This is a genomic window from Pedobacter nototheniae (assembly GCF_032678625.1).
GTDB lineage: Bacteria > Bacteroidota > Bacteroidia > Sphingobacteriales > Sphingobacteriaceae > Pedobacter > Pedobacter nototheniae_A.
Map to the genome: position 1 here is coordinate 32,322 of NZ_JAVTSO010000001.1, position 26,916 is coordinate 59,237.

Annotated in this window: 29 protein-coding genes; 10 read left to right on the top strand and 19 right to left on the bottom strand. The window is 36.1% G+C overall.

Translation table 11 applies throughout. From position 1 onward, the window contains the following. Together R2Q77_RS00175 and R2Q77_RS00180 are read right to left on the bottom strand one after the other, a co-directional pair. Positions 1 to 990, bottom strand: a complete 990-nt coding sequence (locus tag R2Q77_RS00175; RefSeq protein WP_316801685.1) for a UDP-glucuronic acid decarboxylase family protein — start codon at positions 988 to 990, stop codon at positions 1 to 3. A 1-nt stretch (position 991) separates the two neighbouring features. Then, entirely contained in the window at positions 992 to 2,302 is a 1,311-nt protein-coding gene (locus tag R2Q77_RS00180; RefSeq protein WP_316801686.1) for a UDP-glucose/GDP-mannose dehydrogenase family protein, read from the bottom strand. A gap of 66 nt (positions 2,303 to 2,368) precedes the next feature. Here R2Q77_RS00180 and R2Q77_RS00185 point away from each other — a divergent pair, with 66 nt between their 5' ends. Continuing rightward, on the top strand, positions 2,369 to 3,586 hold the full coding sequence (locus R2Q77_RS00185; protein ID WP_316801687.1) for a 3-deoxy-D-manno-octulosonic acid transferase: 1,218 nt from the start codon (positions 2,369 to 2,371) through the stop codon (positions 3,584 to 3,586). 176 nt (positions 3,587 to 3,762) lie between these two features. Here the strand turns inward: R2Q77_RS00185 and R2Q77_RS00190 are convergent, their stop codons facing one another. The 9 genes from R2Q77_RS00190 to R2Q77_RS00230 form a co-directional block, all read right to left on the bottom strand. Beyond that, entirely contained in the window at positions 3,763 to 4,371 is a 609-nt protein-coding gene (locus R2Q77_RS00190; protein ID WP_316801688.1) for an HAD family phosphatase, read from the bottom strand. Further along, a complete protein-coding gene (locus R2Q77_RS00195; RefSeq protein ID WP_316801689.1) occupies positions 4,368 to 4,883 on the bottom strand; it encodes a gluconokinase in 516 nt (171 codons plus the stop codon). Before R2Q77_RS00195 ends, R2Q77_RS00190 begins: the two co-directional genes overlap by 4 nt. A gap of 1 nt (position 4,884) precedes the next feature. Continuing rightward, positions 4,885 to 5,895 (bottom strand): ferrochelatase, encoded by a 1,011-nt coding sequence (gene hemH / locus R2Q77_RS00200; RefSeq protein WP_316801690.1) that lies wholly within the window; start codon positions 5,893 to 5,895, stop codon positions 4,885 to 4,887. 97 nt (positions 5,896 to 5,992) lie between these two features. Continuing rightward, complete coding sequence (locus tag R2Q77_RS00205; RefSeq protein ID WP_316801691.1) at positions 5,993 to 6,667, bottom strand: fatty acid desaturase; 675 nt, start codon at positions 6,665 to 6,667, stop codon at positions 5,993 to 5,995. Positions 6,668 to 6,720: 53 nt separating this feature from the next. Continuing rightward, on the bottom strand, positions 6,721 to 7,569 hold the full coding sequence (locus tag R2Q77_RS00210) for a 4-hydroxy-3-methylbut-2-enyl diphosphate reductase (protein ID WP_316801692.1): 849 nt from the start codon (positions 7,567 to 7,569) through the stop codon (positions 6,721 to 6,723). Positions 7,570 to 7,581: 12 nt separating this feature from the next. Next, a complete protein-coding gene (locus R2Q77_RS00215) occupies positions 7,582 to 8,256 on the bottom strand; it encodes a carotenoid biosynthesis protein (RefSeq protein ID WP_316801693.1) in 675 nt (224 codons plus the stop codon). Next, positions 8,226 to 9,323 (bottom strand): glycosyltransferase, encoded by a 1,098-nt coding sequence (locus R2Q77_RS00220; protein ID WP_316801694.1) that lies wholly within the window; start codon positions 9,321 to 9,323, stop codon positions 8,226 to 8,228. Before R2Q77_RS00220 ends, R2Q77_RS00215 begins: the two co-directional genes overlap by 31 nt. After that, on the bottom strand, positions 9,320 to 9,943 hold the full coding sequence (locus tag R2Q77_RS00225) for a 1-acyl-sn-glycerol-3-phosphate acyltransferase (RefSeq protein ID WP_316801695.1): 624 nt from the start codon (positions 9,941 to 9,943) through the stop codon (positions 9,320 to 9,322). The genes R2Q77_RS00220 and R2Q77_RS00225 overlap by 4 nt, the downstream gene beginning before the upstream one ends. A gap of 295 nt (positions 9,944 to 10,238) precedes the next feature. Next, positions 10,239 to 10,748, bottom strand: a complete 510-nt coding sequence (locus tag R2Q77_RS00230) for a phosphoribosyltransferase family protein (RefSeq protein ID WP_316801696.1) — start codon at positions 10,746 to 10,748, stop codon at positions 10,239 to 10,241. Between the two features lie 143 nt (positions 10,749 to 10,891). On the opposite strand from R2Q77_RS00230, the gene R2Q77_RS00235 reads away from it, so the two are divergent. Then, the gene (locus tag R2Q77_RS00235) at positions 10,892 to 12,274 is read left to right on the top strand and encodes a serine hydrolase (RefSeq protein WP_316801697.1); all 1,383 of its coding nucleotides are present in this window, start codon (positions 10,892 to 10,894) and stop codon (positions 12,272 to 12,274) included. 170 nt (positions 12,275 to 12,444) lie between these two features. Further along, the gene (locus R2Q77_RS00240) at positions 12,445 to 13,152 is read left to right on the top strand and encodes a head GIN domain-containing protein (RefSeq protein WP_316801698.1); all 708 of its coding nucleotides are present in this window, start codon (positions 12,445 to 12,447) and stop codon (positions 13,150 to 13,152) included. A 102-nt stretch (positions 13,153 to 13,254) separates the two neighbouring features. Here R2Q77_RS00240 and R2Q77_RS00245 read toward each other — a convergent pair whose 3' ends face one another. The 3 genes from R2Q77_RS00245 to R2Q77_RS00255 all read right to left on the bottom strand — a co-directional run bounded on the left by R2Q77_RS00245 (position 13,255) and on the right by R2Q77_RS00255 (position 15,400). Then, entirely contained in the window at positions 13,255 to 13,662 is a 408-nt protein-coding gene (locus R2Q77_RS00245) for a hypothetical protein (protein WP_316801699.1), read from the bottom strand. 79 nt (positions 13,663 to 13,741) lie between these two features. Continuing rightward, entirely contained in the window at positions 13,742 to 15,154 is a 1,413-nt protein-coding gene (rlmD, locus tag R2Q77_RS00250; RefSeq protein WP_316801700.1) for a 23S rRNA (uracil(1939)-C(5))-methyltransferase RlmD, read from the bottom strand. A 135-nt stretch (positions 15,155 to 15,289) separates the two neighbouring features. Further along, positions 15,290 to 15,400 carry a phenylalanyl-tRNA synthetase subunit alpha gene (locus R2Q77_RS00255; RefSeq protein WP_131539288.1) on the bottom strand — a complete coding sequence of 37 codons (111 nt, stop codon included), beginning with the start codon at positions 15,398 to 15,400 and terminating at the stop codon, positions 15,290 to 15,292. A 224-nt stretch (positions 15,401 to 15,624) separates the two neighbouring features. Here R2Q77_RS00255 and R2Q77_RS00260 point away from each other — a divergent pair, with 224 nt between their 5' ends. From R2Q77_RS00260 to R2Q77_RS00285, 6 genes are all read left to right on the top strand, one after another. Beyond that, positions 15,625 to 16,248, top strand: a complete 624-nt coding sequence (locus R2Q77_RS00260; RefSeq protein ID WP_316801701.1) for a class I SAM-dependent methyltransferase — start codon at positions 15,625 to 15,627, stop codon at positions 16,246 to 16,248. Positions 16,249 to 16,341: 93 nt separating this feature from the next. After that, positions 16,342 to 16,800 (top strand): DoxX family protein, encoded by a 459-nt coding sequence (locus R2Q77_RS00265; protein WP_316801702.1) that lies wholly within the window; start codon positions 16,342 to 16,344, stop codon positions 16,798 to 16,800. A 56-nt stretch (positions 16,801 to 16,856) separates the two neighbouring features. Then, positions 16,857 to 18,560, top strand: a complete 1,704-nt coding sequence (locus R2Q77_RS00270) for a M28 family peptidase (protein WP_316801703.1) — start codon at positions 16,857 to 16,859, stop codon at positions 18,558 to 18,560. A 76-nt stretch (positions 18,561 to 18,636) separates the two neighbouring features. After that, positions 18,637 to 20,136, top strand: a complete 1,500-nt coding sequence (gene crtD, locus R2Q77_RS00275) for a 1-hydroxycarotenoid 3,4-desaturase CrtD (RefSeq protein WP_316801704.1) — start codon at positions 18,637 to 18,639, stop codon at positions 20,134 to 20,136. A 177-nt stretch (positions 20,137 to 20,313) separates the two neighbouring features. After that, a complete protein-coding gene (locus tag R2Q77_RS00280; RefSeq protein ID WP_316801705.1) occupies positions 20,314 to 20,721 on the top strand; it encodes an acyl-CoA thioesterase in 408 nt (135 codons plus the stop codon). 532 nt (positions 20,722 to 21,253) lie between these two features. Then, a complete protein-coding gene (locus tag R2Q77_RS00285) occupies positions 21,254 to 21,496 on the top strand; it encodes a hypothetical protein (protein WP_316801706.1) in 243 nt (80 codons plus the stop codon). A gap of 69 nt (positions 21,497 to 21,565) precedes the next feature. Here R2Q77_RS00285 and R2Q77_RS00290 read toward each other — a convergent pair whose 3' ends face one another. From R2Q77_RS00290 to R2Q77_RS00310, 5 genes are all read right to left on the bottom strand, one after another. After that, the gene (locus tag R2Q77_RS00290; protein ID WP_316801707.1) at positions 21,566 to 22,078 is read right to left on the bottom strand and encodes a shikimate kinase; all 513 of its coding nucleotides are present in this window, start codon (positions 22,076 to 22,078) and stop codon (positions 21,566 to 21,568) included. Continuing rightward, complete coding sequence (locus R2Q77_RS00295) at positions 22,075 to 22,518, bottom strand: DinB family protein (protein ID WP_316801708.1); 444 nt, start codon at positions 22,516 to 22,518, stop codon at positions 22,075 to 22,077. Before R2Q77_RS00295 ends, R2Q77_RS00290 begins: the two co-directional genes overlap by 4 nt. Before the next feature lie 3 nt (positions 22,519 to 22,521). Continuing rightward, entirely contained in the window at positions 22,522 to 23,577 is a 1,056-nt protein-coding gene (locus R2Q77_RS00300; protein WP_316802741.1) for an ABC transporter permease, read from the bottom strand. Positions 23,578 to 23,579: 2 nt separating this feature from the next. Further along, positions 23,580 to 24,731, bottom strand: coding sequence for a BT_3928 family protein (locus tag R2Q77_RS00305; RefSeq protein ID WP_316801709.1), 1,152 nt, complete (start codon positions 24,729 to 24,731; stop codon positions 23,580 to 23,582). Between the two features lie 180 nt (positions 24,732 to 24,911). Beyond that, positions 24,912 to 25,457, bottom strand: coding sequence for a DUF1599 domain-containing protein (locus R2Q77_RS00310; RefSeq protein ID WP_316801710.1), 546 nt, complete (start codon positions 25,455 to 25,457; stop codon positions 24,912 to 24,914). A 99-nt stretch (positions 25,458 to 25,556) separates the two neighbouring features. Here R2Q77_RS00310 and folP point away from each other — a divergent pair, with 99 nt between their 5' ends. Continuing rightward, positions 25,557 to 26,408, top strand: coding sequence for a dihydropteroate synthase (gene folP / locus R2Q77_RS00315; protein WP_316801711.1), 852 nt, complete (start codon positions 25,557 to 25,559; stop codon positions 26,406 to 26,408). Positions 26,409 to 26,916 lie beyond the last annotated feature (508 nt).

Consider the following 26,916-nt stretch of genomic DNA (forward strand, 5'->3'; position numbering starts at 1 on the left):
TTAACGATTGAATGTTGTGAAATCTTTATGTTCTATTTTTTCTAATGCTTCTGCCGGTAACGACTTGAAGTATTCGTAAGTGATTTTAAGCCCTTCTGCACGGCCAATTTTTGGCTCCCATCCTAATAGTGCTTTTGCTTTTGTAATATCCGGTCTGCGTTGTTTAGGATCGTCTTGTGGTAATTCCTTGTAAACAATCTTCTGCGAAGTTCCTGTAAGTTTAATAATTTCCTCACAGAATTGCTTAATGGTTATTTCATCCGGATTACCAATATTTACAGGTTGCGCATAGTCTGACATCAGTAAACGATAAATACCCTCTATCAGATCATCTACATAACAAAACGAACGGGTTTGCGATCCATCACCAAATACGGTCAAATCTTCTCCCCTTAAGGCCTGGCCAATAAAAGCAGGCAAAACTCGTCCATCATTTAACCGCATTCTTGGTCCGTAGGTATTAAAAATACGGACAATACGGGTTTCTACACCATGAAAAGTATGGTACGCCATGGTTATCGCTTCCTGAAAACGTTTGGCTTCATCGTACACCCCTCTCGGCCCCACTGGGTTTACGTTACCCCAGTATTCTTCTGGTTGTGGGTTAACACTCGGATCGCCGTATACTTCTGATGTGGAAGCAATTAACATCCTTGCGCCTTTTGCCCTGGCAAGCCCCAATAAATTATGTGTGCCTAACGAGCCTACCTTTAACGTTTGGATTGGGATTTTTAAATAGTCTATCGGACTGGCGGGAGAGGCAAAGTGAAGGATACAATCCAGTTTACCGGGAATATGAACAAATTTGGAAACATCATGGTTATAAAACTCGAAGTTTTCCAGGTTAAAAAGGTGTTCTATATTAGCTAAATCTCCTGTAATCAGGTTATCCATGCCCATTACATGGTAATCTTCTTTTATAAAACGATCGCAAAGGTGCGAACCTAAAAATCCGGCTGCTCCTGTAATCAGAATTCTTTTACGACTCATCTTAATCAATTAATTTTCTGCCAATACTGTTGTAATAATAACCTAAATCGATCATTTTTGGCAGATCGTATAAATTACGTCCATCAAAAATTACTTTATTTTTAATTTTACTTTCTATTTTATCAAAATCAGGATTACGGAAAACCGACCATTCGGTAGCAATTAATAATGCATCAGCATTTTCTAAAGCATCATACTGATTTTTAGCATAACCTACCTGATCACCAACAGCTTGCTTAACATTTGCCATAGCTTCCGGATCAAAAACAGTAACTGTTGCGCCATGTTTTACCAGCGCATCGATAATGTATAAAGCCGGGGCTTCTCTGATGTCATCGGTTTCTGGTTTAAAAGCCAATCCCCATAAGGCAAAGTGTTTCCCCTGGATATCATTTTTATAATATTTCAACAATTTATCTACCAGAATGGTTTTTTGCCTTTCGTTTACTTCCATTACCGATTTCAGGATCTGAAAATCATATGCGTAATCATCTGAAGATTTAACCAGTGCCTGCACATCTTTAGGGAAGCAGGAGCCTCCATAACCTACACCCGGAAAAAGGAAACGCTTGCCAATACGGTCATCAGAACCAATGCCTTTTCTTACCGCATCAACATCGGCACCAACCAGTTCGCAAAGGTTGGCAATTTCATTCATGAAGGTAATTTTGGTTGCAAGAAATGAGTTTGCCGCATATTTTGTCAATTCTGATGAACGTTCGTCCATAAACAAAATCGGGTTGCCCTGACGTACATAAGGTGCGTATAAATCAGCCATTATTTTTTTTGCTCTTTCGCTCTTGGTTCCTAAAACCACCCGGTCGGGTTTCATAAAATCATCTACCGCTACACCTTCGCGTAAAAACTCGGGGTTAGAAACCACATCGATTTCAATCTCGGTATTTTCAGTGAAAACGGCTTTAACTTTATCAGCTGTTCCAACAGGCACCGTAGATTTATTGATGATTACTTTATACTCGGTTACCAGTTTGGAAATATCCTTTGCTGCGCCCAAAATATAGGAAAGATCGGCCGCTCCATCTCCACCCGGGGGCGTTGGCAATGCCATAAAAATAATCTGAGATTTGGCTACGGCCTCGGCTAAATCAGTGGTAAACAATAACCTGCCCTGCTCTATATTGCGGTGAAAAAGCAAGTCTAATCCAGGTTCGTAAATCGGCACTTCGCCATTTTGCATTTGCTTTACCTTCGCTTCGTTTATGTCTACACAAATCACATCATTCCCAGTTTCGGCTAAACAAGTTCCCGTTACCAAACCTACGTATCCGGTACCAATTACGGCTATCTTCATCTATTTTTAAGCTTTTTAAATATATTCGTTTTATATTGCCACGAAGATAAGAAATTATTACACTCAATGCTTTTGCTTTACACACTTGGAATTAGATTTTACGGACTTATTATTTGGATATTCTCCCATTTTAACCACAAGGCGAAATTATTTATTGATGGTCGAAAAAATATTTTCAACCAGATTGCTCAAAAAATTAATCCTGCCGATAAGCACATTTGGTTTCATTTTGCCTCTTTAGGAGAATTTGAACAGGGGCGCCCTGTTTTAGAAAAATTAAAAAGCCAATTTCCCTCCAAAAAAATTATTATAACTTTCTTTTCGCCTTCGGGGTATGAAATCAGAAAAAACTATGCCCTTGCAAATGTTTTTTATTTACCGTTGGATACTCCGGGCAATGCGAAAAAATTTATTGAGGCCATCAATCCGGAAATGGCAATTTTTACTAAATATGAATTTTGGCATTTCTACTTCAAAGCGCTGAAAAATAACAATATTCCATTATATGTTATTTCCGGAATATTCAGAAAAGAACAAGCCTTTTTTAAAGGATATGGCAACTTTTACAGGAACATACTAAAAAATGTAACGCACTTTTTTGTTCAGAATACGGAAAGTGAAAGGCTTTTAAAGTCTATTGGATTAACAAATGTTACTTTAAGTGGCGATACACGCTTTGATCGGGTTTACGAAAATGCACAAGCACCCCGAAAAATAGAAGAAATAGAAGTTTTTATTGGAAATAATCCAGCCTTAATTTGCGGAAGTACCTGGCCCGAAGATGAAAAACTTATTGCTGATTTACCTATACGGTATCCCGGTTGGAAATTTATTATTGCTCCTCACGAAATTGGAAGTAACCACATTGCAGCTATTGAAGGCCTATTTCCCGATTTCATAAAATATTCTGCGCTCGGTTCGCAACCATCATCAAATCCACCTCAGGTTTTGGTGATAGACAATATCGGCATGCTTTCTTCATTGTATCAATATGGAAAACTCGCTTACATTGGTGGAGGTTTTGGTGCAGGCATACACAATACATTGGAGGCTGCGGCTTTGGGGCTACCGGTAATTTTCGGCCCTAAATATCAAAAATTTCAGGAAGCCAAAGATTTAATTGCGCTTAGTACTGCTAAAAGCATTAACTCGGCTGATGAATTGATTCAGGCGTTCGAATACTTTAAGGAAAATAGCGCCGCATCAGCTACAGCAAGAAAGTATGTGGCTGATCAAAAAGGCGCAACTGAAATTATTCTTAACTACATTTACAAAGCCGTATAAAATTTCAGAAATTGAAATAAGCCCAGCCTTTCTTAATCATTTATTTCCCATTATGCTGATTTGTTTCAGCATTTTATTTATTCGGAAACGCACCTCAGTGGTTTTGGCTTTTGCAAGCCCTGCCCTATGCTAAATCCCTATAGAATTATTTCTTACGACAAAAAATAATTAACAACCTAAATCTGGTCTACTCTAATCCATTTCATCCCTGCAGCCACTGCCGCCTGAACACCAGGTTCGCCATCTTCAAAAACTATACATTTTGCAGGATTTACACCAAGTAATTCGGCTGCGGCTAAAAAAGGATCGGCAAATGGCTTTCCTCTTTCCGTTTCACCTGAACAAACCAAAACTTCCACTAAAGGCAATAAATTTAGAACGGTTAATGTTTTTTCGACTGTTTTTCGGCTTCCGCCAGAAACCACACCAATTTTAACCTTACCTGCATTCTTTTTTAAATGTTCAGCCACAAATTCTATGGGCTTAGTCTCTAAAATAAAGTTATCAAAAAACTCTACCGATTTTTCATGCGAAAAAGTATCAGGTAATTCTACTCCGTAACGGCGGCCAATTTCCTGACTTACCAAAACAGTTGGCCAACCAGCAAGTTCATCTATTATTGCCGTATCTAAATCAATCTGGTACCTGGATGCAACATTCTTATACGAAAGTTTATGCGCGGTCATGTTATCTGCAAGTGTTCCATCGCAATCATATAAAAAAGCTTCATAATCACCCAATGTTAACTGATCTAATTGCGCAAGTTTTTCTAATTCTGTTTTCAAAATGCATTATTTATAGCTTCAATACAGTTGTCTGTCACTTCATCAACAGATAAAGAAGCATTTATGGTCGTGATATTTTTCTCCGTTAATAAGGGCTCTTCTAATGCTTCGAACTGACTTTCTAAAAGTCCTTTTGGCATAAAATGCCCTACACGTTTTTGTAAACGTGAGTCAATTTCTTCAAAACTGGATTTCAGATAAATAAATTGGGTTTCACCTGAAATTCCTTTCCTTAAAAGATCACGATAAGATTTTTTTAAGGCTGAGCAGGCCATAATCAACATAGGTTCTTTTTCCAAATGATCAGAAGCTATTTTACCCAGGTTATTTAACCAGGGAATACGATCGGCATCCGTTAAAGGAATACCTGAACTCATTTTTATAATATTTGCCGAAGGGTGAAAATCATCTGCATCCATAAATTCAACATTTAATTTTTGGGCAACGTGTTTTCCAATAACGGTTTTACCGCTACCCGATACACCCATGAAAATGATGCAGCCCTTCGTCATATTAATTTACCATCCCGGCTAAGGCTTCGATAAATACCGGACTATCATTTAAGCTTTCTACCAATTGCACGTGTTCTCCACCCAATGCTTTAAATTCTTCATGATATTCTACAGTGATTTCGTAAAGCGTTTCTAAACAATCGGCAACAAAGGCAGGACTAAAAACCAATAAACGTTTTTTGCCTTCTGCAGCCAGTTTCTTTAAAACATCTGTAGTGTAAGGTTGTACCCAAGGCTCCTTACCTAAACGCGACTGGAAACAAACGGTATAGTTTTCTTTTGCAATACCTAATTCCTGAGCGATTAATCTTGCGGTATCATGGCCTTGTGCAGAGTAGCAGAATTTATTTGTGTCGTTTAAGGTTTGACAGCAATCTGCACTTTTCAAACAATAACTTCCGGTATGGTCACATTTTAAAAGCTGACGTTCGGGTAAACCGTGAAAACTAAAAAGAATATGATCGTAAGTTTTTGGCTGATGTTTTCTCGCGTTCTCAGCGAAAACTTTAATCATCAGTTCGTTATTATGAAAAGAGTTAATGAAAGAAATTGGCGGTACAGTTTGCCATTTGCTTACCAATTCCATAACCAGTTGCATTACAGAACCTGTACTTGCTGATGCATATTGAGGAAATAAAGGAATAACCTGGATGCTTTCTACCAAACCGGCTTTTAAATTTGCCAAAGCAGTTTCGATAGAGGGACTTTGATAGCGCATTGCCAACTCTACATGATACTCCTCGCCCAAACGTTCTTGCAACATACTTGCCTGTAATTTACTAAAATACAGAAGAGGCGAACCTTTTTCATTCCAGATTTCTTTATACAATTTTGCAGTTTTAGGGCTGCGAAAAGGAACAATTATTCCTTTTACAAGTAAAGTTCTGTTTAATTTTGGTATATCAATTACACGTTCGTCCATTAAAAACTGATCTAAATATTTTTTTACATCAGAAACTGCCGGACTATCAGGCGTACCTAAATTAACGAGTAGAATTCCCTTTTTGCTCATTTATTAAGAATATGGATTGTTGCGCAAATATCGCTTTTTTATTTTTTTTTACCTATCCAAAAAATGTGATGGCAGACATTTTTAAGTCAAATTTCCATCAGGTTTTACTTTTATACAACAGCCACCAGGGTGTACCGGGTTTTTGGTGATGCTCTAAATGATAGCCAAAGAAATAACAACTGATAAAGGCAAAAAAATGATTTTTACGTAAAGTTGAAGATTGATGTTCATTATCGTGCGCGCCCTTATGTGGCTTATAGGTGCCAAAATAAAACAACTGAAAGGTACTTAACACTGCGGGTAATACCCAAAAAAGCAAAAGGTTTTGCTGGGGAATCCAAATTTTCAGCACATTGAATGCCACGGCCATAATAACCAGCTGAATAATGGTAACGTAATTCCACATAAACCGTAAATACCATTTCCAAAAACCATGTTCGGCATAATCAGGATCGTTAACGCTGTGCACGTAGCTATGGTGCTTGTGATGTTTGAGGTATAACGGCTTGTAGAAAAACCCGGCATATAAAAATACCGAAACATAGCCTATAAAATTATTAGTGGTTTGGTTTGTTGAAATTGTACCATGCATGGCATCGTGAGCTGTGATAAACAAACCTGTATACAAATGCATTTGCACCAAAACCATCAGGTAAACCAGCGGGTTTGCCCAGCTAAAATTCCAGTTTAATAAACAATAAAGAGATAAAAACCAACAGCTGATAACCGTTAGCGCAACAAATAATCCGATAAATTTATTTGGATTTTTCAATGGCTGTTCTTTATTTCATTAAGGTTAAACAGCAGAAAATGAAAAAGGATTTATTAAAATGTTTCTAAAGCCGTTTTAACTTTTTCCATCAACCACATTGGAGTTGATGTTGCACCGCAAATACCAACTTTGTCATTTGTATTAAACCAGGCTTGTTCTAATTCTTCTACGTTAGAAATGAAATAGGAATGCTCATTGTGTTTTTTGCAAACATCATAAAGCACTTTTCCGTTTGATGATTTCTTGCCCGAAACGAAAACAATTTTATCATAATGGCTCACAAAGTCTTCCAGTTCTCCATAACGATTGCTTACCTGCCTGCAAATGGTATCATTGGCTTTCACTTCGTAACCACGCCCCAGCAATTCGTCTTTAATATGATAAAATTTATCCGTGCTTTTTGTGGTTTGGCTATACAAAGTAAACTTAGAAGGTAATGCTACATTATCCAGTTCAGCTAAATCCTGAAAAACAATTGCCTTCCCATCCGTTTGTCCTTGCAAACCAATTACCTCTGCATGGCCATGCTTCCCGAAAATCAGAATCTGTTCGTCATCATCATGAGAATTTTTTATCCTGTTCTGCAACTTTAAAACAACCGGGCAAGAGGCATCAATTAAGGTAAGGTTATTCTCTAACGCCAATTGGTAGGTAGAAGGCGCTTCGCCGTGTGCCCTAATTAAAACCTTTTCATTTTTCAGTGTTTTTAAAACTTCATGATCGATAATTTTCAATCCACGATCGGTTAACCTTTCTACTTCTTCATCATTATGAACAATATCACCCAAACAATATAAATAACCCTCGCTATCTAAAATATCTTCAGCCATTTCTATAGCGTATACTACGCCAAAGCAGAAGCCTGATGATTTATCTATGGTGACTTGTAAGTTATTGCTCATTGTGATACAAAATTAAGCAAAAATATTTGATCCGGTTGTCATGTACAAGACAACAAAAAATATGAGCTGGGCAACAAACATAGTGGTGCCGATGTACTTTTGTTGTTTTAAATCCAGTGCGTAATAAAATTTAAGTAAAATTACAGAAACTATAAACCAGGCTACGAAGTTTTGTCCGGGAATTTTATGATAATCCCAATGCCAGTAATCAAATTTCATGGCCACCGGTTCTAAGAAAAAATCGAGCGTAATTAAGGCCAACCCACCTAATAACGATGCCAGTATTGTATTTCTGATTTTAAAACTCTTCATCATCTGGCCAACACTAAAAATAAGAATTACCCAGTTTACCCCCATTAAAATTGGAACCGCAGCAATTTTGTAACCCAGTGTGGTACCATAATAATAGCTGCCAAAAATTTTGCCTGTGTTAACCCCCAGTACTTCTACCAAAAAACCACATAAAAACACGCCGCAAACAAATAAGGCAAGTCTTTTAACATTTGCATTATAGGAAAGTATAATTACAGCAAACATAAGCAGCAAATGAAAAGGAACCATTTTTATAAAGTATGGCTGTGCAGCAGGAATCAAAAAGCCCAGCAAACCAACCAAATGAAAAATGATGATTACAGCAACCGCTGCTTTTTTTACTTTTAAATCGGTCTGATCCTTCTGCCCTTCCATGTGCCTGTTTTAAAAATGTGTTTTTTGATTGAAATAATAGAAATAATTAAAAAAAATAACATTTGCAACGGATGCAAAATCATATTAAAAAATACGTTCTGTCCAGACAAATAAGAGATCATTAATCTACTTAAAACAATTAAAGTTATAGGTAATACGAGGAGCGCAATGTTAAAGTTGAATACTAAAATAAGCGGTCCTATAATTACCAAAAGCTGGTAAAGTAATAAGATTATGATGTTATTACCAAAACCAGCGAGCAAATTTTTACTGAAACCATTTAAACATTCATTCAGGTTTTTATACATTCTACAGTAAATCATGCCATTAGCAAGCAAAGCTTCTGTTTTATATTTTTCCTGTTTTAGCAGCTTCATTAACTCAACATCCTCCACAACCTGGCCTTTTACTAAACTATGCCACTTATGTTGTTGGTAATTTGCTGCATTAAAAAACATGCATTGTCCGCTTGCAGCAGAAAATGCAGGGTTTCCGGATAGTTTGACTAACCTTAATGGCAATAGGTTTAAAAGTATAAAATGCATTAACGGAACGGTTACCTTCTCGCCAAATGAAAACATTAGCTGGTTGGTAAATAAGCTCAACAAGCTTAACTGCCCCGCTTCCATCCTATAAATTAAACTGTTGATGAGTCCTATCTTAATTAGCTCATCTGCATCCACAAACAATAAATATTTACCTGTAGCTGCATCACTTAACTGATGGCATGCATAATTTTTCCCTAACCAGCCATCAGGCAGTTTTTCACCCTTTATAATGCTGAATTGCGGATTTTCCTTGCAAAACCTGCTTACAACAGCAAAAGTATTGTCGCTTGAGTGATCGTCTAAAACGATTACTTCATAATTGGTATAATCCTGTTCTTTTATAGATTGCAACAGCATTATAATATTTTCGGCTTCATCCCTTGCCGGAATAAGAATGGAAACCTTGTGTTGAAAGTGCTTGATTACCCGGGGTAATTTTGGATTGGAAATAAAATTGAAAACGGTTACAGAAAACCGGATTACTAAAAAAATAAGGACAACTTGAATAAAAATGGTCATTCGGTAATTTGTGTTTGTTTAACAACCGAATGTTCATAATGTTTATTGTAGGCACTTTTAAGCAATTGTAAACTGGTATACGCTTCGTTTTCCCAATGCTGCAAATAAGTACTGGCAGCAGGCTTACGTTTGGAAAAATAATCGACGAAAGTGGCCGCAAAAATTATGTTAATCTTTTTCTGACTTGCATTGATCATTTGCATTACACCTTTCTCAAAATTAATACTTTTAAGGTGGTTAGAATGAAGTTTACCCTGTGGAAATACAAGCACTAAATTTGCGGGATTATCTAAAAGTTTACCTGCATAATCCAATGTTTCTAAAACATCTTTACCTGTTTTTTCAGCAGCAAATGCACCAAGGTATTTGAGAAAACTTACTTTTTTATAATTCTCTGCATTAACAAGTACATGAAATTGCTTTTTAAAAAATTTTCTATTGATGTAGAAAATAAAAAAACCATCCCACCAGCTGAAATGATTTGCCAGCAATAAAATTGAATTTTCCTTTTCGAATGCCGGCTCATCAAAATTAAAGGCCGAAAAATCTTTTTTTATGATGTACTGAATGTACCACGAAAAAAAATTAAAGATAATTGTATTTTTTCTGGGGTGATACATGCAGGGAAATTGCAAAAAAATAGCCTTAATTGCAAATTTAGAGTGTAATTATTACTTTTTTGATTGAAAAACGTGAGTAATATGCGTTTATTTGGAAACCAGTTTTACTTATAACCTGAGTTCGGTTATTAAAATCCTATTCTTAACTATTTATTCAGGTTTTTACCGTTAAAAGATGCTAAAAATCAGCATACCGATGAGATTTATATACTGCATATAGCGGTAATTTTTCCAAAAAACACTTGCGCTCAGGTTTATAAAGTGGCAAAACTGTTGTTACCATTGTAATGATTATTTAACTCAAATAAACACGGTCTTCCTCACCTTGCACGTCCATTATTACATCTACATGCTCTTTTAAAACTGTAGCCAGCTCTAAACCAACAAAATCCGTAGCAATAGGAAAAATCTTATGGCTTCTATCTACTAAAACTACTGTTCGGATTTTTTTATGTGGTGTATTTAAGAAAACACCTAATCCATAGGCCAGTGTTTTGCCGCTGTTTAACACATCATCTACTAAAATAATTACTTTATTTTTCCAATGGCTTTCATCTAAATCCGTTTTAGCAATTAACTTACTGCTCTCGCGCTCCAAATCGATTCTTAACAATACAATTTTAAAATCAGCAATTTTCTTAAGTACTTTTTCAAGTCTTAAAGCCAATTTATAACCTCTATCCCAAATGCCGGCCAATACAATTTCCTTCTCATTCAGGTTATCTTCCAGAATTTGATAAGCAATGCGGTTAATTTTTTGCTGAATTTGTTTTTTGTTAAGAATTAATAATTGTGATGTAGCCATTTTTATGAAGCGGATTGAATACAAAAAGAACGATTTTAAGGATGAAAGCCAAACTATTTCAAAAATATTTTGAAATGTTTGTGACAATAACGAATTACATACGTCCTTTTAATAACGTGATAAAAAGTAAAACCGCTAAAAGCATGAAATATTTAAACAAAATTTTCCTTTTTCTTATCCTTTTCCAGTTTTCTTCAACACATAGTTATGCACAGCAAACGAGAAAGACGAGTATAAAGGAGGGTCAAAAAATACAGGCACTCGAAAAAAAGATCAGCATCTGGCAAAAAGATTTAAATGTACCAAATGTGGGCCTTGGTATAATTGAAAATGGAAAATTAGTACACGCAAAAGTATATGGAAAAGATTTTAATGGCAATGCAGCTCCGGTAAACATGCTTTTTAATGTTGCTTCTGTTACTAAAGTTGTATTTACCACATTGGTACTTAAATTAATCGATAACGGCGATTGGCAATTAGACGAGCCTTTGTACCATTACTTTACCGATCCGGATGTTGCTTCAGATTCATTATCTAAAAAAATAACCACCCGCCATATATTAAGCCAACAATCGGGTTTTACCAATTGGAGATGGATGAATAAAACGGGTAAACTGGAATTTGAATTTGAGCCAGGGAAAAAGTTTAACTATTCTGGAGAAGGTATGGAATATTTGAAATCGGCTATTGAACATAAATTCCATAAACCTTTAAACCAACTGGCAGATTCTATCCTCTTTAAACCGCTTAAAATGGTTGATACTAAACACCAATGGAACGGCAAGCAGGATTTTGAAAGGTTTAGCAGATGGTACGATGCTAACGGAACAGAATATGCTAAAAGTAATTATGCCTCGGAGCCAAGTGCTGCCGATGACCTGATTACAACAGTGGAAGACCTTGGTAAATTTGCAATTGAAACGTTAAACGGAATTCATATTTCCAGTCAGCTTTTTGAAGAAACGACTAAAGTACAGGCCGAAATCAATCCAAATTTAAAACAAGGACTTGGATGGAGGATTATTCAAAACCTCCCACATCAAGAATATGCTATAGAACACGGAGGAAATGATGCTGGCGTTGCGGCATTTATTGTACTGTTGCCCAAATCGAAACGTGGAATTATAATTCTGACTAACGGTGATAATGGACAGATCATTTGCAACAACGTGGTAAGGGCTTTTTGGCCGGAGGGAACTGAAATTATCCATAAAGCACTTAAAAGCACTAAATTAAACGAGGTACAAAAAGTTGTAAAAGTTAGCGATGGGGTGCTGCAAAGCTACTTAGGAAAATATAGGCGACCCGATGATGTGGAGGTAAATATTACAATGAAAGATAAAAACTTAGTGTTAAAAACTACAGGACTTCCAACCTTTAATTTATTTCCTCAATCTCAGGATACATTCTTCTTAATGGATTTTGAACCCAAAATAGTTTTTACCAAAAATGAAAAGGGTATTGTAGATGCGGTGTTAATCAAAGATGGCGATAACATACTAAAATGTGTTAAAACAAACTTATAAAACCTGTTTATTAAAAGCTATTTAACTGGTAAACAAACAAATTCAAAAATAATTCAATTTTTTTGCAACGTTTCTTACCTGTTTACGTCTAATCAATACACTTAAACAAAATCACAAACTGCCCGAGCACAAAAAAGCGCAAAGGTAAGCACATTACTAAACATATTCTCATGAGAACAATAACCAAATCATCTGCCTTTTTATTTTTAATTGCCATCAGTTCTTATTTTGCTAAAGCGCAAGACAATAAAAATGTTGCTGTAAAAAGCTTTAATAGCATCACCGTTAGTAGCGGCATAGATCTTTATTTAACGCAAGGCGGATCAGAAAGCCTGAATATTAAAGCCGATGCCGAAGTATTAAAAAACATAGTTGTGGAACAAAATGGTGGCAACCTGACCATAAAAATGAAAGATGGGATTAGCTGGGGTGGCCTATTTAAAAATCAAGTGATTAAAGCTTACGTTCATTATAAAAATTTAAATGCGCTTACGGCTTCAGGCGGTTCGGATGTATTTACAGAAGGAACGATGAAAGCAGATAAAATATCAATCAGATCATCAGGAGGTTCGGACATTAAACTGAATTTGGTTTGTAACGACCTTACGCTTCAAAGCAGTGGTGGCAGTGATGTTGATTTAAAAGGTAAAGCAGAAAATCTTAGCATTCAAGCCAGTGGTGGCAGCGATATCGACGCTTATGAGTTTATTGCAGAATATGCAAAAGTAACAGCATCCGGAGGTTCGGATGTAAATATTTCGGTAAATAAAGGCTTAGAAGCCGGAGCAAGCGGCGGTGCCGATGTTCATTTCAAAGGTAATGCATCTCTCAAAAAAACATCATCATCTAAAAGTGGTGAGGTTAAGAGAGTAAATTAATAAAATAGGTTTAGTTAATGATTCAGCTGCGTTTGTGGATGCAACGCAGCGTTTCTATTTTAATAGAAATTCATTAAACCGGTATGTTAACCTGCTATAATTTTATCCCCTGCTTTTTTTATAAGGATAATATACAAAATTTGCACCTTCGGGCACAACGACAAATAAGCACATAAAGTTTTCAGGTTTTTTATACGTTTTTAAAAACGATTCCTTACGTTCTTTATTAATAATACCTTTCTCTACAAACTCTTCTAAAGTTGAAGCCTGGATAGTCCAGTCGGTATTTAATTCTTCTTTATTTAAAATAACCTCGCCAATATTAACCTGGTGCTGGTGTGCAATAAAAATAGGGTGAGCAGATATGCCTTCAACCATAATTTCTATAGCAACTTCTTTTATAGACTCTGAATAAAATTCTAAATCTTTTTCTAAACTTAATAACGGACTTTTTTGTTTTTCTGTCCCACCATCTTCCGGCGTTGCGCCTAATAATTCTTCTCTATCCATTTTAAAAGTAAAAGGTTTAAGATACAAGGTTTAAAAGTTCGATACATAATTTAAGATTGCAATTGCACAATCTTAAAATTTATGCCTTTAACCTCAATAGTACTACATTCTCTACATGCTGCGTATGCGGAAACATATCTACAGGTTTAATGCGCTCAACATTATATTTTGAGCTTAATAATTCTAAATCTCTTGCCTGCGTAGCTGCGTTGCAACTCACATAAACAATTTTTTCGGCTTCCATATCCAATAAGCGTTGCACAACATCTGCATGCATTCCTGCCCTTGGCGGATCTGTAATTACCACATCCGGTTTACCATGATCTGCAATAAATTGAGCGGTTAAAATATCTTTCATATCGCCAGCATAGAAAATGGTATTATTAATTCCGTTTAAAGCAGAATTAAACTTAGCATCTTCTATAGCAGTTGGTACATATTCTACTCCAACAACCTGTTTTACATTTTTAGCCACAAAGTTTGCAATTGTTCCTGCGCCTGTGTACAAATCATAAACCAGTTCATCTCCTTTAAAACCGGCAAAATCCCTGGTTATTTTATACAATTCAAAAGCCTGTTCAGAATTGGTTTGATAAAAAGATTTTACACCAATTTTAAACCGGATGCCATCCATTTCCTCAAAAATGTGATCCCTTCCTGAAAAAACCAAGACTTCCTGATCAAAAATTGTATCATTTTTCTTCTGGTTAACAATATATAGCAGAGAAGTAATTTGTGGGAATTCTGACTTTAAAAAATTCATTAGTCCATCAACCTGTTCTTGTTCAGGGTAGGCAAAAATAACCGCTACCATAACCTCACCTGTGGTTGAGGTACGAATAATCAGGTTGCGCAAAACACCTTCATGGTTGCGTAAATCGTAAAACGATAATTTATTTTCGGTTGCATAATTACGAACAGCATTACGAATTTGATTCGAAGGCTCATCCTGTAAATAGCAATGCTCAATGTCCAAAATTTTATCAAAACGTAAAGGAACATGAAAACCAAGAGCATTCATATCAAAATCCTCATCACGCTCAATATCTGTTTTTTCCAACCAGCGTTTATTAGAGAAGGTAAATTCCAGTTTGTTGCGGTAATACCTGTTTTTAGCTGAACCTAAAATAGGCTCTGCAGAAGAGGTATCTATTTTACCAAGACGCTGTAAGGCAGCCTCAACATTTTTTTGTTTAAACTTTAATTGAGAATCATAGCCCATATGTTGCCATTTACAGCCACCACAGGTTCCGAAATGAGGGCAAAAAGGATCGGTTCTTAATGCAGATTTTTCATGCAATTGCTCAATTATGGCTTCTGCAAAGTTTTTTTTCTTTTTGGTTAATCTTACATCAACAACATCGCCTGGAACGGCTTTGTCTACAAAAATGACTAATTCATCTGCCTTACCTACTCCTTTTCCTTCTTCTGCAATATCAATAATGTGTACACTGGGAATTATAGTTACCGTACCGGGTTTTCTTCTGCTCATTATGACGCAAATATAAGAAAAAGGGCTTAAAGGTTAAGCGTTACAGAAATAAGGATGTTATTTTATACGCAAAATAGCAGCAATATCCACCCGCACAAGTAAGATTTCACTTGTTACCGAGGATAAGATAAATGCTTATTGACCAATAAATTTTAATGCAGCGCCCCAAAAACCACCCAACCAATTAAAATTCAGGTCAAATTTCTCATCAATCTGTACTGAAAACTCTAAAACTTCTTTGCTCATGATAAAAAACCCTTCTATTTTCACAATAATACAAAATTTATACCAAAAACCAAAACGGTTCAAGTTAAGATTAAATTAAATTTACATTACGATTTAATATAATCTGTTCTACTGAAAACTAAATATCAAGGCTTTTTTTACAAATAACTTACCCGTAATTACATTTCACAACTATAAGGCTTATGTATATTTGAACATCAACGATCTTAAATCAACAAAAAATAATGAACGAATCCTGGATTGAACGATGGAATGAGCGGTACAGCAATGAAGAGTTTGCTTATGGTGAACAGCCTAATGATTATTTAAAAGAACAGCTTGAAAAATTAAACCCTGGAACCATACTCTTTCCAGCAGAAGGCGAAGGCAGAAATGCCATTTTTGCGGCTAAAACGGGCTGGAAAACCTTTGCCTTTGACATCAGTATAGAGGGTAAAAATAAGGCACTTAAACTTGCAGAAATTAACGATGTGAAGATTAACTATCAAATTGGTGAACTGCAGACATTACATTATGACGTGGCACAGTTTGATGCAATTGCTTTAATTTATGCTCACTTTCCAGCCAACATTAAATCTTCATACCATAAAACGCTCGATAAATATTTAAAAAAGGGTGGTTTGATTATTTTTGAAGCCTTTAGCAAAAATCACCTCTCCTATATTGCTAAAAACGAAAAAGTAGGCGGGCCTAAAGACATTGCCATGTTATTTTCAACGGATGAAGTAAAATTGGATTTTGCCAACTATGAAATTTTAGAATTAACAGAAAAAGAAATTGAATTGAGTGAAGGTCTTTTTCACAATGGGAAAGGATCGGTAATACGGTTTATTGGAAGAAAAAAATAAGTTTTAATTCACCCCTGATGCCAACTAATTATTTGATTATTAGATATTAATTTGTAACTTAATACATCATTTCACATAAAAAGGAGGTTCATCATGAACGTTATCCGTAAAATTGAACATTGGGGCGATGTTCATCAATCAAAATGGCTTGATTTTTTAAGAATCATCCTCGGGCTGGTTATTTTTGGCAAAGGGGTTTCATTTATTAGCGACACATCGACACTGCAAAACTTAATTACCCAGAACAATGTATTTGGCTTTTCGGGTGTGTTAATTAGTGTTGCCATCCATATTATTGCTTTTGCACACTTAGTTGGCGGCATTTTAATTACGTTGGGATTAGTTACCCGGTTTGCCGTAGTTATTCAAATCCCCATTTTATTATTTGCCGTCTTTTTTGTTAACCTTACCTATGGATTTTCTATGCTCAATTCAGAATTATGGCTATCGGTTTTAGTGCTTTTTATGCTAATTCTATTTTGGGTTGTTGGCTCCGGACCATTATCTGTAGATGAAGGTTTAAAAAATAAAAGAGGAAAACGTTACGATTAGTCTTCAGGATTAATTGCTGTAAATTATTCTTAGTATCTTTCGGCTTTAGCTTTTATATGAAAACAAAGATACTTTTAGCGCTGCTTTTTGCGGGTATAGGCACTTACGCCCAAAGTCCTGCAGATCCATATTTCAAATTAACCAGAGCAGGTTTTAATGAAAAAAATGCTTTTGAAACAACAGCTTTTGTAGAAAAATACTTTAGGGTACCCGGTAATACTGGTTTTAATGCTACTATTAAACAGGTAGAGAGCATTTTAAAGAAAGCTGGTTTTGTAGAACAAAAACAAGATGAGTTTGAAGCGCCACTAACCTACCGGATTGAAAAACGGGCAATGAAAAATAACACCTGGGAGCCTGTTGATGCCAGTGTTGAAATTATAGGTGAGTCCGCTCCACTGATTTCTTATAAATCCAACCGCAACATGATTCCGATTAACTGCGTATCTACCCCTGCCAGTGGCTCTACAGCAGAGGTTATTTTTCTTTCAAAAATAACGCCTTCTGAAATTGAGAAGATGGACCTGAAAGGTAAAATCATCTTTTCTGAATCACATCCTTCAAGATTACTATCTATTGCAACAAAAGCAGGTGCTATTGGCGTTCTAGGTTATTCCATGCCTAAATATACGCAGCCAGAAATTCACCAAACTTCTATTCAGTTTGGGAGCATGAAAGCCAACAGTGAGGTTTGGACACTTCTTTTATCCTACGCTGCAAAAGAAAAACTAAAGACTGCATGCGAAAAAGGTGCTGTTAAACTTAAAGTTAATATTGAAACAAAAATTTATCCTTCTGAAGAGTTGACCATTGTTGCAAATGTACATGGAAGCATAAAGCCAAACGAACGTTTTGTATTTAGTGCACACGTACAGGAACCAGGCGCTAATGATAATGCAAGCGGCGTTGGAACCCTGGCAGAAATGGCCCGTTTAACGGCTGAATTATATCAGGCTAAGAAAATAAAACCGCTGCGTACATTAACCTTTTTATGGGGTGATGAAATTGTTTCAACAAGGCGTTACATTACCGATGATTCGGTTAGAGCAAAAGGAATTTTATGGGGAATGAGCCTGGATATGGTTGGGGAAGACACAAAAAAAACCGGGGGTTCTTTCTTAATTGAAAAAATGCCCGACCCTTCTGCAATATGGACGAGAGGAACAGACAAGCACACTGAGTGGGGTGCTGGTGATGTAAAGGAGAAAGACCTTTTCCCGCATTACTTTAATGATTTTATTTTCGATATATGCAAAGCGCAAGGCAAATTTGCCAACTGGACTGTAAACTACAATCCTTTTGAAGGCGGAAGCGACCATACACCTTTTCTTCAAAATAAAATCCCTGGCTTATTAATGTGGCATTTTACCGATGTTTTTTACCATACAGACAATGACCGTATAGATAAAGTTTCGCCAACAGAAATGAAGAACGTTGGTATTAGCGGTTTAACTGCTGCCTATACCCTGATTAATGCGGATGAAAATACAGCCAGTGCCACGATAACCCAGGTTAAAAATGATGCTTTAATCCGTTTAAAGACAGAATTTGAGTTAAGCAAAAAAGCAATTGCCGAGGGTAAACCTGCAGCAGAAGAAAAGCATATTATTGAGGTTTGGAGTAAATGGTATATAGATGCTTTGGCCACCATTAATAAAATGCCCGTTAAAGTAGAAACCACAAGAATAGGTTCGGCCATAAAATTTGCCGTTAATGAGGTAGAAAAGCAAACAAATGTTTATTTAGAAGCGTTGAAGTAAACTGATTAATGCAGCTTAAACAAGCTGTTTGGTTGATTAAAAATTCCGAAAATCATTTTATTTCCCTTTCCTAAACATGCCTAAACCAAAAGCAATCGTTATAGGTGCCGGAATCGCCGGCATCGCTTCAGCCATACGCATGGCTGTAAAAGGTTATGATGTTGATGTTTTTGAGGCAAACAGCAATCCGGGCGGAAAACTGAACGAACTGAATTTAAGCGGTTTCAGATTTGATGCGGGACCCAGCCTTTTTACTATGCCACAATTTGTAGATGAGCTTTTTAAAATTGCAAACAAAAACCCGGCTGATTATTTTGAGTACGACAAGCTGGATGAAATTTGCAGGTATTTTTACGAAGATGGTTTGCGGCTAACTGCAGGTGCAGATCTCAAAAAATTCGCAAAAGAAATAGAAGAAAAAACCAGTTCCAACGTAAAAGAGGTCGAATTGTATCTGAAAAAAAGCAAAACAATTTACGAGGTTACACACAAGGTTTTCCTGGAAAGAAGCTTACATAAAATTAAAAGTTACCTGCATTTTGATACCATTAAATCACTTTTTCACTTTAGCAGGATTGATGCATTCAGAACTCAAAATCGGGCTAATAAAGTTTTCTTTAAAGACCTGCGAATTGTGCAGCTTTTTAACCGTTATGCTACTTATAATGGCTCCGATCCATACCAGGCGCCGGCTACCCTAAATGTAATCCCGCATTTTGAATATCATTTTGGTGCATTTTTACCTAAAAAGGGAATGTATAATATTATTACCTCTTTGGTGAATTTAGCGAAAGACTTAGGCATTAATTTTCATTTTAACCAAAAGGTTGACGAAATTATTTATTCCGATGCTCAAAAACCTAAAATAAAAGGCATAAAATTAAATGGTTCGGTTTTATTAGCTGATGTAGTCGTTTCCAATCTCGATATCTGGTTTACCTATAAAAACCTGCTTAAAAAAATACCCCCTCCTAAAAAGCTTTTGCAGCAGGAACGCAGTAGTTCAGCTTTAATTTTCTACTGGGGGATAAAGGGCACTCATAACGAATTGGGCCTTCATAACATCTTATTTTCCGCACATTACCAAAACGAATTTGATGCCATCTGGAAAAACAAAACCATAGGTGATGATCCTACAATTTACATTAACATTACAGCTAAACACATTAAAAGTGACGCACCTACAGATTGCGAAAATTGGTTTGTAATGATAAATGTGCCAGCCAACCATGGTCAAAACTGGGACATATTGATTCAGGAAGCTAAATTAAATGTCATTAAGAAGATCAACCGTATTTTAAATACCAACATTGAAGCCAGCATTATTTGCGAAGAAATTCTTGATCCAAGAGGCATAGAAACTAAAACGGGTTCTTACCAGGGATCTTTATATGGCAACAGTTCGAATAATCAATTTTCAGCCTTTTTAAGACATTCTAATTTTAGCTCAAAAATTAAGAACCTTTACTTCTGTGGTGGAAGCGTACACCCTGGCGGCGGAATTCCTTTGGCCTTGCTATCTGCTAAAATCATTGATCGTGAAATCAGTTTTTTGAAGGATTCTACATCCGCTTAGTAAAAAAATAATCTAATTCCATAGAAAGATAAAACCGTAAACAAAGCAATGGCAACATATACCATTGTTAAACCCTCAAACTATTACGCTATCCTGAAAAATAATAATTTTTAAAAAGATAGCTTTGTCTTTCACAGTACAGGGAGATCTGTATGGTCTCCATGTAAACTATAATGTATGAATTTCCACACCCGTAAATGGATAAAACCCGAAGACCTGAATCCAAATGGCGGTTTATTTGGCGGAAGTCTTTTAAAATGGATTGATGAAGAAGCTGCTATTTATGCCATTGTTCAACTGGAGAACCCAAAAGTAGTAACTAAGTATATGTCTGAAATCAATTTCGTAAGCTCAGGAAAGCTTGGTGATATTATTGAAATGGGCATTACAGCAACAAATTTCGGTAATACTTCTATCACCATGTGCTGTGAGGTAAGAAATAAAATTACCCGTAAGAGTATCCTAACGATTGATAAAATTGTTTTCGTAAACATTAACGACTACGGAGAACCTGCCCCTCATGGAAAAACAAAGATTAAATATATTGAAGAGCAATTTGATCAGGAAGATGAAAGCCGGCTTTAATTGGGATTGAGAGTTAAAAATTATCTGCTTGCCGCAGGACTTCTCTTCTTTGGGCAACCAAAGAAGCAAAACCGAGCATTTCTGCGAGCTCATTAATACAAATAAAAACATAAACAACTATTAATAGTTGCCGGCTCGCAATCTTTCTGTTAAAGTAACTACTAAGGCTCGTCCAGTGCCTGCCGAAACATTGACCATGCCGGTTAAAAGCTTAACAGAGAAATAGTAGTTTGGCCTTGTTGGGGTGTAGATCCCTGCACCATGCTAAACAAACCTTAACTTTTTACTGCTTTAACCCAAGCACGTATCTGGCATAGCAGCATTTCGCAGAAGAGCACATTAGAATTCTTGCAGTTATTTTAGTGTTTCGAATAACCAAGGGAATATGCAGCGAGCGCTGTAATTGTGAAATGGGCTAAGCCTCATATTGCCGCTATTGAATTCTGATCTTGCTATTCAAGAAAGGATGCAAGCCTTGATTTTTGTTTCTTTTTATCAAGAAAAAGAAAAAAGCCCGTTTAGCTAAGACAATATGATCCAGCCGCTCGCAGCGGGGGCTTCTCTTCTTTGGGCAACCAAAGAAGCAAAGTTGCCGGCTCGCAATCTTTCTGTTAAAGTAACTACTAAGGCTCGTCCAGTGCCTACCGAAACATTGACCATGCCGGTTAAAAGCTTAACGGATAAATATTGGTTAGGCCTTGCTGGGAGGAAATTGCAACTGCAAAATCATACTCATTACCTTCTTTTAAAAGGACTATACCGGTTAAAAACTTAACAGAGAAATAGTAATGGCTTTACAAATTGGCGAAGCAAATCGAATATAACTTCAATAGCAAAACGTTTTTTAGTTGAGTGTATGCCTGGCTTTTAATTCAGCTTCTAATTTTTCAGCATCCAAATCAAGTGCATTAACTATAATTTGCGCTTTGGTATAAAAAGGATCTCGTTGTTTTAGTTTCACTTTTATAAACTCAAGAAGTTGTTCATCGTCCATATCTTTTATAAGCGGCCGTTTCTGACGATTGTGCAATCTTGAAACTAATGCTGCAGGTTCCATATGGAGATAAATAGTTGCACCATTTTCATTCATCCATTCCATATTATTAAAAAAACATGGCAAGCCACCGCCAGTTGCCACTACACAGGTTTCAGGATAGTTAAAATTTTCTAATGTTTCGCGTTCTAAATCTCTAAAAGCGTTTTCACCAAATTCAGTGAAATACTCTGCAATGGTTTTACCTGTCGACTGTACAATTTCTGCATCAAGATCAATCACCTGGCATTCTAAACGATGTGCCAGCTGCTTTGCTTTTGTACTTTTACCGCAACCCATAAATCCTATTAGAAAAATTTTCATAATTGATGATCGCGTTTTAACATAATATAATCGGTTATTGGTGGTGTAAAACCAGCTTTTTTAAATAAAGTAGCAATTTGGGCACGATGATAAGTAGAATGATTTAATAAATGAAATAAAACTTCTTCTACTTTATTCTGGTATTGATCGCCTTTAGAATTAGAATAAATAATCATTTGATTTAAAGGAACATCATTTAATATTGTTCTGATTTGGATAAAATTATCAGCAGACATTTTTACAAATGAGGTTTTAGACTGGATATCCCATACGCCATAAAGTGCTTTTTCTCCTGTAATGCGGTTAACCCAGATGTGTTGTGCATTTAACACATGACTAAATAATTTTTCTGCTTCAGGCATATCAACTGCAGTAGAATTGAAAACAGAGATAATCCGTTCATCCGCTACCTGCGTATAGTTTACCATTTCCTCCAGCATAATTTAATTTAATTTTACCCTTGGATCTACATATGCATATAAAATATCCACCAGGATGTTAATCACTACGAACACAAAAGCAATAAATAATATGGAACCCATTACCACTGGAAAATCAGACATTTCGAGGGCCGTTACCGTTGTACGTCCTAAACCATTATAGCCAAAAATATATTCAACAAAAAATGAGCCAGCTAATAGGGAAGCAAACCAACCTGAAATTGCTGTAATAACGGGATTTAAGGCGTTTTTCAAGGCATGTTTATAAATAATGGCATTTTTGCCAAGTCCTTTTGCCTTTGCTGTACGAATGTAATCCTGAGCCAGTACATCAAGCATGGCGCTTCTGGTGAGTTGTACAATTATAGCCAATGGCCTAAGTCCAAGGGTAATCATGGGCAGCCATAAGTTTCTCAATGTAAGCACTTCTCCTTTAAATGGATCGTAACTATATAAACTACCGCTCATTCTTAAACCGGTATAATTACTTAAAACAAAACCAAAAAGCCATGCAATAATAATTCCCGCGAAGAATGAAGGTGCGGATATGCCTAAAATAGCAAAACTGTTTGCAGCTTTATCAATCCAGCTATCTTTATATACGGCAGATAATACGCCGAGCAAAACACCAATAAGTGTTGCAAATATCATAGCTGTAAGTGCCAGGATAAAAGTATTTGGAACCGTTTCTGAAAGTATAGCGGTAACATCACGCCTGGTTTGATAAGAACTGCGCAGATAAGGCCATTTAAACACCAATGCCTTTTCTCCAAAGCCAAATATTTTTGCATAATGATATTTTTCCTGTGTTGCAGTATTATTATCTAAAACACTAATTGGAGAAAGGTCATTTACATAAAGAATAAACTGGACAGGTTTAGAGCGATCCAGACCAAATTCCTTCCGTACCGCTTCTAAAGATTGTACATCGGCCCGCTGCCCCATTGTCATCCTTGCCGGATCGCCGGGCAAAATATTAAACAATAAAAAAACAATCAGTACAACACCGGCCATTACGGCCAATCCATACAATAGCTTTTTTAATGCATAGCTGAACATCATTATTTGCCGAAGTATTTTTTAGAAAGCTCATCAAATGATGGCATACTATGATAATGCCATTTATTAACTACAACCCCATTTTTTAAAAGTAAAATGCCTGGATTTGCCCTGACCATACTTTTTAATGGCACAGCATCGGCGTAAAACACTTCTGAGAAAAGGTTATTCTGCTTGATGAATACAGCCGCATCCTGAGCAGAATTGGATGTTAACAGAACGGTGCGGATATTAAATTGCTGTGTTGCATTTATAGCTAAAGCATTTAAATCGCCTATGGCTTTTAAATTAGTTTCATTTAGATTGTAGGCAACAAAAACCAAACTGTAGTAAGGATTTTCTATTAATTCTTTTGTATAATCTGTTCCTGATGCATCAGTAATAATCAAATCCTTAATTTTTGGAGAAAATCCTTCCTTAATTAATTTCTTGATTGGCTCGCCTATAATTTCCCAGTTGTTATCTTCCCAGATTTTGGTTTTAAGGTACTCCTTATCACTCATATCTTTTTCTTCCTTAGTTTTTTTATTTTTAAGGTGATACATAATCTGAAATTCATCGGGTTTTTCTCCCGGAGGGATAACCATTAGTGATGGAATATGCGCCCCAACTTTATAAGGCAGAAAATCTATAACCGGTAAAAAATTATAGGTAAACAGGCCAAAAAATAAGGATACCAAAGTAACTATAATGGCTATATTCCTTTGAGTTGCAGACTTAGTCGTTACCGGATGTATAAATTCTTTTTGAAAGAAAATATAGAGAATTAAAACCAACAAGATTAAATCTTTACCGAAAGATTGCCAAGGTGTTAATGGAATAGCATCTCCAAAACAGCCACAACTGGTTACAACTTTAAATACCGCCGAAACAAATGTTAACAGGGTAAAAAATATAATTAGCAACAACAAACCCCAGGCTACTTTTTTACCCCATAAACCTAAAAGTAATAAAGCACCCAAAACAATTTCCAAAGTACAGAGCAAAATAGCAATACCTGTTGCAATTCCACTCAGAAAACCCATATGAAAAACTTCAAAGTATTCTTGCAGTTTATAACCAAATCCAAGTGGGTCATTTGCTTTTATCAACCCTGAAAAAATAAAAAGCGCACCTACTAAAATTCTTGAAATGGTTAATAATGTATTTTTCATGTGCTTATTTATTGTTTTTTAATAGGAACTAAGTAATTATGATCTTATCCTTTACACCTATATGGATTTACAAAACCATATAGGTGTCATGTTAATTCACTTGTTATTCCTTATTTATTTCATCCTTTAAGATCATAGTTCTAAAACGATTGTGCGGCATGGGCTCTAATTCGATTAATTTTAAGCAAACCCTAATTTAATCAAAGCAAATACCGAATAGTTTAACATATCCTGATAGTTTGCGTTTACGCCTTCCGAAGCTAAGGTTTGACCTTCATTATCTTCAATTTGTTTAACCCTTAATATTTTCATTAAAATCAAATCGGTTAATGAGCTCACCCGCATATCTCTCCAGGCCTCTCCGTAATCATGATTCTTAGCAAACATTAAGTCCTTGGTTTCATTTACTTTTTCATTGAAAGAATCTTCAACAAACTGGTATGGAAGTTCGGTAGGGTCAGTATCTGTGAGCTCCAGCTGCATCATTGCAATTACGCAATAATTAATAATGCCAATATATTCCGAAGTAATATTTTCACCAACTTTATTAATCTTCTTTTCCTCGAGCGTACGGATTCTTTGTGCTTTAATAAAAATCTGATCGGTAATAGAACTTGGTCTTAAAATACGCCATGCGGTACCATAATCTTTCGTTTTCTTTAAAAATAATGATCTGCAAACGCCGATTACGTGATCAAATTCTGTAGAGGTATTTGTTTCTGCCAAAGCCAATAATTATTTAGTTTTTAGTGTATTTTTGTATCGAAAAAACAAAAGCTAAAGATACATTTTTAAAGCGAAACCCAAATCCCGAAAGGGTTTATTATGCCACAAAACTTTTTTGAACCGAAGCAAAGTATTAATGTTAAAGGCAAATTAATCGACTTGTCTAAGCCTAAGGTAATGGGCATTTTGAATATAACGCCAGATTCTTTTTACAGCAGTAGCAGGACCAATTCTACTGAAGAGGCCCTTAAAAAAGCTGAACAATTCTTAAATGAAGGGGCTACCTTTATCGATATCGGGGGCTATTCTTCAAGACCCGGTGCTATGGACGTAACAGCGGACGAAGAAATTGCAAGGCTTGTTCCGGTTATAGAGACTTTGGCAAAAACATTTCCTGAGGCTATAATTTCTGTTGACACCTTCAGGGCAAAAGTTGCAGAAGAAAGCATTTTAGCTGGCGCACACGTTATAAATGACATTGCGGCGGGAGATATGGACGACCTGATGTTTGATACTGTAGCAAGATTACAGGTTCCATATATCATGATGCATATGCAGGGAACCCCACAAACCATGCAGAAAAACCCCGTTTACGAAAATGTTTTATTGGATGTTATTGATTATTTAGCGAGAAAAATCGCTGCGCTGCAAGCTTTAAAAGTTCATGATCTAATTATTGATCCTGGATTTGGATTTGGTAAAACGATCGAACACAATTATGAATTATTAAATCAGATGCAGGAACTTAAAATATTCCAATTGCCTGTATTGGTTGGCTTTTCGAGAAAAGGAATGATTCATAAAGTTTTAAAAACAACGGCTGCACAGTCTTTAAACGGAACAAGTGTTTTAAATACAATTGCTTTACAAAAAGGCGCTGGTATTTTAAGGGTTCATGATGTGAAGGAAGCGGTTGAATGTGTAAAACTGGTTGATCGGTTAGTTGGTTAATAGGTTATTTATCCGCTCGCCGCGGGGCTTCTCTTCTTTGGGCAACCAAAGAAGCAAAACCGAGCATTTCTGCGAGCTCATTGATACAAATAAAAACATAAACAACTATTAATAGTTGCCGGCTCGCAATCTTTCTTTTAAAGTAACTACTAAGGCTTGTCCAGTGCCCCCCGAAACATTGACCATGCCGGTTTAAAAGCTGAACGGAGAAATAGTAGTTAGGCCTTGCTGGGTGCAAATTGCAAGTTTTACATCATGCGAAACTAACTTTAAATTCCTCTTAACTTACCCAAGTACGCCTCCGGCATAGCAGGATTTCGCTGAATAGGATATTAGAATTCTTGCAGAAATTTTAGTGTTCCGAATAGCCAAGGGAATATGCAGCGGGCGCAGGAATTGTGAAAAGGCTTAAGCCTCATATTGCCACAATAAGAATTCTGATGATGCTATTCAAGAAAGGATGCAAGCCTTGATTTTTGTTTCTTTTTATCAAGAAAAAGAAAAAAGG